General features: G+C 38.5%; 1 protein-coding gene. It reads right to left on the bottom strand.

From position 1 onward, the window contains the following. Positions 1–387: NAD(P)-dependent oxidoreductase (locus FUA24_RS04065; protein WP_187388159.1), on the bottom strand; the 387-nt coding region annotated here is incomplete at both ends.

Below are 387 nucleotides of genomic sequence, written 5' to 3'. Positions count from 1 at the left end.
GGTGGGTAGTTGGTTTTGTGGTTTCAAAACAGCCACCTTGATCTACAGCTACATCAACCATTACAGTACCAGGCTGCATATCTTTAAGCATATCTCTTGTTATAAGTTTTGGTGCTTTGGCACCTTTTATAAGTACACCACCAATAATTAAATCGGCGTCTTTAATATGCTTTCTTATATTATATTCACTAGAAAATTCGCTAATAACGTTATTAGGCATAGTTTCACTAACATGCCTTAAGGCTTTCATATTTATATCTAAAATAAATACGTTGGCACCTAAACCAGAAGCCATACGTGCCGCTTGTACACCTACTACACCAGCACCTAAAATTAACACCTTTGCAGGTGGTACTCCCGGAATTCCGCCAAGTAAAATACCGCGTC

The organism is Seonamhaeicola marinus, from assembly GCF_008085455.1.
Note: the sequence above shows the minus strand (reverse complement) of the source record. Positions and strands in the feature narration are given on the sequence as shown.